The following is a 7,352-nucleotide window of genomic DNA, read 5'->3' as shown; positions in this document are numbered from 1 at the left end:
ACGTTCACCACCGCCCGCGACACAACTGCCGATGACGAGAATGGCTCCGACAATGGCCGTCACCGTCAGCCGTTCGCCGGACAAGGTCAAAAGCAGGGTCGAGGCGATCGGCGTGAGATAGGCGACCACCGCGACCCTGCCGCTGCCTTCAAGCTTCAAGGCGCGCGACCAGAAATAGTAGCCCAAGCCCATCGGACCGGCGCCGAGATAAAGGCCGAGAGCCAGGTCCGCGCCGATGGGCCAGGTGAAACCGTCGCGAGCGCACCACAGAAACGTCAAAGCGACGCCGATCAACGATGAGGGCAGCAACAGGCGATCGGCTGGGGTGGCGACCCGTCCCACCATGATCGAATAGAAGGCCATGCACAGCGCCGACCCGAATGCGGCGAGATACCCGACCAGATCGCCGTCGAGCCAGGATTGGTTGCGCCCTCCCGAAATCACCAGCGCGACGCCGATGAAGCCTACCACCGCGGCGAGACCCAACAGTGCCGGACGCCGCGGATTTTCCAAGGCAATGACTGCCGCCGCGACCATCAACGGCCAGGTGTAGGCGACCAGATTGGCCTCGATCACCGGCATCGAAGCGAAGGCGATGTATTGCAGCACCATGGTGCCGACCAGGCCGATGAAGCCGACCGCGAGAGAGATGAGCGCCGCCCCGGCCGTGACCGGTGCTACTCTTTCCCGGCTCATCAATCGGATGGCCCGGCTCATCAATCGGATGGCGGCGAAGACGAGTGCAGCGCCTGCAAATTGCAGGAACTGGACCTGCGACACCGGGTGGCCGGTCAGCAGGGATTTGCCGACCAGGGCATTGGTGGACCACAACGCCACCGCACCGGCAGCGAAGACCAACGCGGATATCGAGCCGGATCCCTGCCGAAACAATCGGCATGGGATTCTATTTTGCTGTTCGACCATGATCCTGTCCGAAAACCGGTTCCGACTTTTCGGGATCATGGTTCACTATCATGATTCCCTGGCTCCGCCCGGAACCGGAGCATCGACGGCGGCGGGCACGGGATGCTCCGCCTCGAACCGACGGTAGGCCGGGAGCTGGTTGGTCCAGACATCTTCGGCCAGTTCGCTGACCCACTCACGGTCGTGGTCATTGTCGGCGGCGAGATAGAACATTCTGTTGTCGTCGACATAGGGTTTGGCCACCGAGCGCTGGTTGAGCACCAGCGTGACGCGCTCGCCGAACCGGATCGGCGCGGTGCGATGCAGGACGCCCAGGAACTGGCCGAGCGTCGCGTAGTTCATCTTGTGATCGATGCGCATGACACTGTTGCGCGGGATCTCGCGGCCGGATTCGAGAATGGCGCGGCCGGTTTCGGAGTCGTCGCAATAGATTTCGAGGTGGCCGCCGACCAGCGGATTGCTGATCGACAGCGGAATGAGCTCGGTGACCGGAACGCCATCGCAATGCCACTCCACGGCGCCGTCCCTGGATTCATGAAGGTGACCGTCGAGCCGACGATCGACAGCGGATAGGGCTCCAGCTTGGTGCCCATCATGTCGGACAGCCGCTCCAGGCGCAGCTTGTCATGCAGCAATTCCCTGATCTCGGGGATGTAACGGTCGGCCCCGGTGATGAAGGTCAGATCGAGGTGCTTGTGCACGGCATGGCTGGCCTTGAGCTTCAGGGCAGCCTCCTCGATCGCGGCAAGCAGTGCCGGGTCATAGCCGTGCAGATATTGCGCGACACCGAAACTCGACACTTTCCAGGCGGTTTCATGGCCGATAATGGCTTCGCGGCTCATCGCATAACGCAGTTCGGGAATGGTGTGGGCGTTCATTGTACTTCTCCAGGATGGGGGCAACACTTGGTAAACAGTCGATTAATTCACCCACCCCTGTAAAATTAGGAATGCTGGTGCTAGTGTAAGCCAAGCTTAAGGTCGAAACCGTGCGTCTGCTCAGTCAGGTCAACCTCAATTCGCTGAAAATCGTCGAAAGTGCTGCGCGGCACGGGAATTTCACGCGCGCCGGTGAAGAACAGTTTATTACCGCTTCAGCGGTCAGCCAGCGCGTGAAAAGCCTGGAGGATCAGCTTCGTTTCAAGATTTTCCAGCGCGGCGGCAATGCGGTGTCGTTGACGCCGGAGGGCGAGACCTATGTCTCGCGCGTTCGCGAGGCGCTGGAGCGAATCGTGGCCGCCAGCATGGAAGCGACCGGACAATCGCAGGAGCATGTGCTAAAAATATCGGTGCTGCCGACCTTTGCGGCACGCTGGCTGTTTCCGCGCCTGCCGCTGTTCCAGCAGCAATATCCCGATATCGTGATGCGGGTCTCGACTTCGTACGCGACGCATGAGTTCACGGCCTCGGAATTCGATCTCGAAATCCGTTATGGCGACGGTCACTTTCACGGGCTGCAGTCCGATCTGCTGTTTCGCGAAGACCTGACACCGGTGTGCAGCCGCAAGCTGTTCCACGAAGTCCTCGGCGACAAGCGGCTGTCGAAGGTGACACCGGACGACCTCAAGCACTTCACCCTGCTGCATTCCGACACCTGCACCCAGAATTGGCAGTCCTGGCTTGGTTTCGCCGGCGCCAGCTTCGTGCTCAGCGAGACCAAGAGCATCTATTTCGACTCGTGCATGATGTCCTACGAGGCAGCCAATTCCGGGATGGGCTTTGCGGTGGCCAACCGTGCCTATATGGCCAGCGACATCCGCGCCGAAAGGCTGGTGGCTCCCTTCGCCGTCCATCATCCGAACACGGCTGGCTGGTATTTTGTCTCTCCGCTGAAAGGCCTTGCCGCACGCAAGGTCCAGTTGTTCAAGCAGTGGGTCATGGCGGAAGCGGCCCTGACCCAGTCCCAGTTGGACAACGAAATCAGGGGCGAGGCTTCGACGGCTGCCTGAATCCATCCGGTGCCTACTGATGCAAAGACGATGCTGCAGCACAAAATGCAGCGACGGCCGGCACAACCTTCGGACTGACTACGCAAACGCCACCGGATCAGGCGAAAGCCCTGCCCTCCTCGGTCCGCTGGAAAAGCATCAGGTCCAACCCCAGGCTTGGCCGTCCCAGGATGGTCAAGATCGTATGCGCCTGGCCGCGATGGTGGGTCTGGTGGTTGAAGACATGGTCCAGCGCCGGCGCCAGCCTTTGCGAATGCGCATGTCCGAGACGGTCATGTAGGTGAACCGGCCCGTCAACGCCTTGTCATTGAGGCCGCCGACCCAATCGATGATCCGCCTGTCCTCGGCTTCACGCGCCGCCCGCAGGCCGGTCAACCCCCGATGCAGGATAGCGTCCAGTGTCGTCGGCGCGTCGCCCTCCCCGGTGAAGCGCTTCATCCAGATGCGGTCGGCAGTCAAAAGGTGGTTGAGCGTGCCCATCATCGAGCCGAAGAAGGCGCCGACATCGCGGTTGAATTCCTCATCATCGAGTTCGGCGGCGGCATCATAGATGCGACCGTTGGCCCATTGATTATAGGCCGCAAACATCATGAAATGCTGTCTCATGGCTTCCCTCGGCTCGCGTCGATGCGGGGCCTACCTAACCCGCACGGGAGCCGCCGCCAATGACCATTCTGCTTTATGATCTCGTCGGACGCGACAGCACACGTCCGTTCAGCCCGCATTGCTGGAAGGTGGCGATGGCGCTTGCCCACAAGGGGCTCGACATATCAACCGTACCGACGCGCTTTCTCGAGGTGCCCGCTGTCGAGGGCGGCGTTTCGAAAACCGTTCCGGTGATCCGCGACGGCGAGACAGTCCTCGCGGATTCTTTCGCCATCGCGCTCTATCTCGATGAAGCCTATCCGGACCGGCCGACGCTGTTTGGCGGTGAAGGCGGCGAGGCGATGGCGCGCTTCATCGAACGCTGGTCGCAAGTGACCATTCATCCCTACGTGACCACCGCGGCCATCATGGACCTTCATGCCATGCAGGACGCGGAAAACGCCGTCTATTTCCGCCAAAGCCGGGAGCAGCGTCTTGGCAAGAGGCTGGAGGAGGTGACGGCCGCCAGGGAGGCCGGGCTCGGCACTTTCAGAGCCTCGCTGGAGCCATTGCGCTCGATGCTCTTCTATCAGCCGTTCATCGGCGGCGCGGCGCCGCTGTTTGGCGACTATATCGTCTTCGGCGCCTTGCAATGGGCGCGCATAGCCTCGCCCTACCAATTGCTCGACGACGGCGACGTGGTGGCGCAGTGGTTCGCCCGCTGCCTCGACCTGCATGGCGGGCTGGGACGAAAGATCGCCGCCGCGGCTTGACGCCGTAAAGCTTACTTGGCCGCCGCCTTCTTTGGCTTGCCGGCCTTCGTGGCAGCCTTTGCCTCCTTGGGGGCGGCTTTTGGCTTGGCGGCGCCAGCTGCCTTCTTGGTTGGCTTTTTGGCTGCCGACTTGTCCGTGGCGTCCTCCTGGTCGACATCCGCCGCCGCCTGATGCCAATGGCGCTCATGATGTCCAGCCGGCTGGCCCTCTTGCAGCCAGATCTGGTGCGCACGGTTGCGAATGCGTTCCTGACGATCGTCTGTCATGGTCATGTTGTCTCCATACGGCCCGACCTCAGCGCGGCGCCGGCACGCGACTATAGCAAGCAAAGCGTTGCTGTGCAGCCGTCTGATCGGGGGCCCTTGGCAATGGGCCGGGCGGCTTGTATAGAGCCCGCCACTCTCAATTCCATTCTCAGACAAGGACGACCCATGGCGCTCGAACGCACATTTTCCATGATCAAGCCGGACGCAACCCGGCGCAATCTCACCGGCGCCATCACCAGGATGCTGGAAGAGGCAGGCCTGCGTGTCATCGCCTCGCGCCGGGTCTGGATGAGCCGCCGCGAAGCGGAAGGCTTCTATGCCGTCCACAAGGACCGTCCTTTCTTCGGCGAATTGGTTGAATTCATGTCGTCGGCACCGACCGTCGTCCAGGTGCTGGAAGGCGAGAACGCCATTGCCAGGAACCGCGAAGTGATGGGCGCCACGAACCCGGCCAACGCCGCCGAAGGCACCATCCGCAAGGTTCATGCGCTGTCGATCGGCGAAAACTCCGTGCACGGCTCCGACGCACCGGAGACCGCGGCAGAAGAGATCAAGTACTGGTTCTCGGACACCGAGATCGTCGGCTGAGCCGACGATCCAGACCTTGGATTCCGTAAAAAGAAGGCCGGCGTTTCGCCGGCCTTTTTCGTTGGGGGTCAGCTCGCCGCGCTAAAGCGCAGGATCTCGCGGCCATCCTTGCCTGATATGATGAGCTTGCCGGCCTCGACGCGGTATGACGCCGCCTTGGCCAGCGCATCGAACAGCGCCTTTTCCTCGGCCATCACCTCTGGCGCACAGGCCTTGTAGGTCGAACCGATGTCTCCGATCACGATCGTTTGCCCATTGACCTTGGCGGTGGCGAAATAGGTGTTGCAGGGGCCGCTGCCGCCCGCCTTGCCGGCCTCGCTGACCCTGAATGTCGCTTGCGGGGCAGCGATGACGCCGATGCCGTCGACATAGTCGACCAGCCAGAGCTGGTCGAAGACCGAAACCGTCGGCTCGGCGTTCGGGGCGACCATCTTCAGCATGATGGTCTGCGGCACGTCGGTCAGCGGATCGACCTGATGGCGCATATCGGAGATGAACAGGAGCTTGTCGTCGACGGTGATGCGGGCTTGCAACGCGTAAGTCATCTGCGACCGGATGACGGAAGGGTCGAATTTGATCTCGAAGCTGATCGGCACCTGGCCGGTCGGCTTCACTTTCTGCTCGCCGATAATGGTGGCCGGCGCATCGGCCAGCGACACATCGGCAAGTTGCACAGAGAGCACGGCACTGGGCGGCAAGGCAATGCGCTCGCGATAGATCACTTCGCCTCTCACTGCCTTTTCGGCGGCAACAGACTGCTCAGGAACGGCCAATATGCCGACGACCAGAGGCACGAAACCGAAGATGAAGAACTCCGCGATCCTGTCCAGCATGACCATCTCCCTCACCCCGGGCTGCCAATGCCCTGGGCTGCCAATGCCACGGGTTGCCAATGCCCAGGCTGACCAATTCCGCCAATTGGCCAAAGGATTGCGGTCAATGCATGGCTGCGGCGGATCTTATTCGGACGCTTTCCAGCGTTGCGCGGCCGTTGCATCGGCTTCCTTGGCCTCGACCCAGCCACCCTCCGAGCCGTCAGCCCGATGCTCCTTCTTCCAGAAGGGCGCGCGCGATTTGAGATAGTCCATGAGAAAATTCGCCGCCTCGAACGCCGCATGGCGGTGCGCGGAGGCTGCCACCACCAGCACGATGCTCTCGCCGGGCGCGATCTTCCCGTGGCGGTGGATGGCGGTGAGCCCCTGCAACGGCCAACGCTCGACCGCTTCAGCAGCGATGCGGGCGATTTCTGCTTCGGCCATACCGGGATAGTGTTCGAGCTCGAGCGCTGAGAGCGCGCCCTGCTCGTCGCGGCAAAGGCCTGAGAAGCTCACCACGGCGCCGATATCGGCGCGGCCTTGCGTCAGTCTGGCGATTTCGGCCGCGACGTCAAAATCTTGGCGCTGAATGCGCACGACAGGTATGATCCCGCCGGTCATTTCAGCCCCCGGTCATCGGCGGGAACAGCGCGATTTCGCGGGCGCCCGCGATCTTCTCGCGGTGCTCGACATGCTCCTGGTTGATAGCGACACGGATGACGTCAGGATATTGCAGCGCGTGCTCGTAGCCCTCGCCGCGCGATTTCAGCCAGCGCAGGAGATCGGCGACCGTCTCGATGCCAGCCGGCAAGTCGACGTCTTCCTCGGGCATGCCGATGCGCTCGCGCACCCAGGCAAAATAGATGAGCCGGGTCGTCATCTCACTCGTCCATGATGTGCTTGAGGCCGGCGCGGAAATAGTCGTAGCCGGTGTAGAGTGTGACCAACGCCGCGATCCACAGCAGCACCAGCCCGGTCTGGGTGGTCAGCGGAAAGATCTTGTCGCCGGCCGGTCCGGCCAAGAGGAACGCTATGGCGACCATCTGGATGGCGGTCTTCCATTTTGCCAGCTGCGTCACCGGCACCGAGACTTTCAGCGCCGCCAGATATTCGCGCAGGCCCGAGACGAGGATTTCGCGGCACAGGATGATGATCGCCGCCCACAACGACCAGCCGGCAATGCCCGCATGGCGATCGGTGTCCGCAGCCAGCAGCAGCAGGCAGGTGGCGACCAGCAGCTTGTCAGCGATCGGGTCGAGCATCTTGCCGATGTTGGAGGTCTGTTGCCAGGCGCGCGCCAGATAGCCATCCAGATAATCGGTGATCGAGGCGAGCAGGAAGATGATCAGCGCCGACCACCGGGCAAAGTCGCTCGACTTCAGATGTCCTTCGAGAAAAAAGCACAGCACCACCATCGGCACCGCGACGATGCGGGCGTAGGTGAGCATGTTGG

The 7,352-nt window shown here is 62.1% G+C and carries 11 protein-coding genes and 1 pseudogene; 3 read left to right on the top strand and 9 right to left on the bottom strand.

The annotated features are described in order from the left end of the window. The 3 genes from EOA22_RS19235 to EOA22_RS19225 all read right to left on the bottom strand — a co-directional run. A partial coding sequence (locus EOA22_RS19235) for a DMT family transporter (RefSeq protein ID WP_164755632.1) occupies positions 1 to 924 on the bottom strand: 924 nt, incomplete at its 3' end. Between the two features lie 48 nt (positions 925 to 972). Then, positions 973 to 1,284, bottom strand: a complete 312-nt coding sequence (locus EOA22_RS38950; RefSeq protein ID WP_244514285.1) for a hypothetical protein — start codon at positions 1,282 to 1,284, stop codon at positions 973 to 975. After that, positions 1,263 to 1,802 (bottom strand): hypothetical protein, encoded by a 540-nt coding sequence (locus EOA22_RS19225; protein ID WP_013532471.1) that lies wholly within the window; start codon positions 1,800 to 1,802, stop codon positions 1,263 to 1,265. Before EOA22_RS19225 ends, EOA22_RS38950 begins: the two co-directional genes overlap by 22 nt. A gap of 110 nt (positions 1,803 to 1,912) precedes the next feature. Between EOA22_RS19225 and EOA22_RS19220 the strand changes: the two genes are divergently transcribed. Continuing rightward, entirely contained in the window at positions 1,913 to 2,872 is a 960-nt protein-coding gene (locus EOA22_RS19220) for a LysR substrate-binding domain-containing protein (protein ID WP_013532472.1), read from the top strand. Between the two features lie 97 nt (positions 2,873 to 2,969). Here the strand turns inward: EOA22_RS19220 and EOA22_RS19215 are convergent. Further along, a pseudogene (locus EOA22_RS19215) lies at positions 2,970 to 3,478 on the bottom strand (DinB family protein). 59 nt (positions 3,479 to 3,537) lie between these two features. Between EOA22_RS19215 and EOA22_RS19210 the strand changes: the two are divergent. Beyond that, a complete protein-coding gene (locus EOA22_RS19210) occupies positions 3,538 to 4,230 on the top strand; it encodes a glutathione S-transferase family protein (RefSeq protein WP_127390145.1) in 693 nt (230 codons plus the stop codon). Between the two features lie 11 nt (positions 4,231 to 4,241). On the opposite strand, the gene EOA22_RS19205 is transcribed toward EOA22_RS19210, so the two are convergent. After that, on the bottom strand, positions 4,242 to 4,502 hold the full coding sequence (locus EOA22_RS19205) for a DUF2934 domain-containing protein (protein WP_127390144.1): 261 nt from the start codon (positions 4,500 to 4,502) through the stop codon (positions 4,242 to 4,244). Positions 4,503 to 4,661: 159 nt separating this feature from the next. Between EOA22_RS19205 and ndk the strand changes: the two genes are divergently transcribed. Then, positions 4,662 to 5,084, top strand: a complete 423-nt coding sequence (gene ndk / locus EOA22_RS19200) for a nucleoside-diphosphate kinase (protein WP_013532476.1) — start codon at positions 4,662 to 4,664, stop codon at positions 5,082 to 5,084. A 68-nt stretch (positions 5,085 to 5,152) separates the two neighbouring features. On the opposite strand, the gene EOA22_RS19195 is transcribed toward ndk, so the two are convergent. The 4 genes from EOA22_RS19195 to pgsA form a co-directional block, all read right to left on the bottom strand. Then, complete coding sequence (locus EOA22_RS19195) at positions 5,153 to 5,917, bottom strand: YbaY family lipoprotein (protein WP_013532477.1); 765 nt, start codon at positions 5,915 to 5,917, stop codon at positions 5,153 to 5,155. A 126-nt stretch (positions 5,918 to 6,043) separates the two neighbouring features. Further along, on the bottom strand, positions 6,044 to 6,520 hold the full coding sequence (locus EOA22_RS19190; protein ID WP_013532478.1) for a molybdenum cofactor biosynthesis protein MoaE: 477 nt from the start codon (positions 6,518 to 6,520) through the stop codon (positions 6,044 to 6,046). A gap of 1 nt (position 6,521) precedes the next feature. Then, entirely contained in the window at positions 6,522 to 6,779 is a 258-nt protein-coding gene (gene moaD, locus EOA22_RS19185) for a molybdopterin converting factor subunit 1 (protein WP_013532479.1), read from the bottom strand. Position 6,780: 1 nt separating this feature from the next. Then, the coding region (pgsA, locus tag EOA22_RS19180) for a CDP-diacylglycerol--glycerol-3-phosphate 3-phosphatidyltransferase (protein WP_127390143.1) at positions 6,781 to 7,352 on the bottom strand (572 nt) is incomplete at its 5' end.

The sequence above is a fragment of the Mesorhizobium sp. M7A.F.Ca.US.014.04.1.1 genome, from assembly GCF_003998745.1.
Taxonomy (GTDB): Bacteria; Pseudomonadota; Alphaproteobacteria; order Rhizobiales; family Rhizobiaceae; genus Mesorhizobium; species Mesorhizobium ciceri.
The sequence above is the reverse complement of the archived record's forward strand: the minus strand, read 5'-3'. Positions and strand labels throughout refer to the sequence as shown.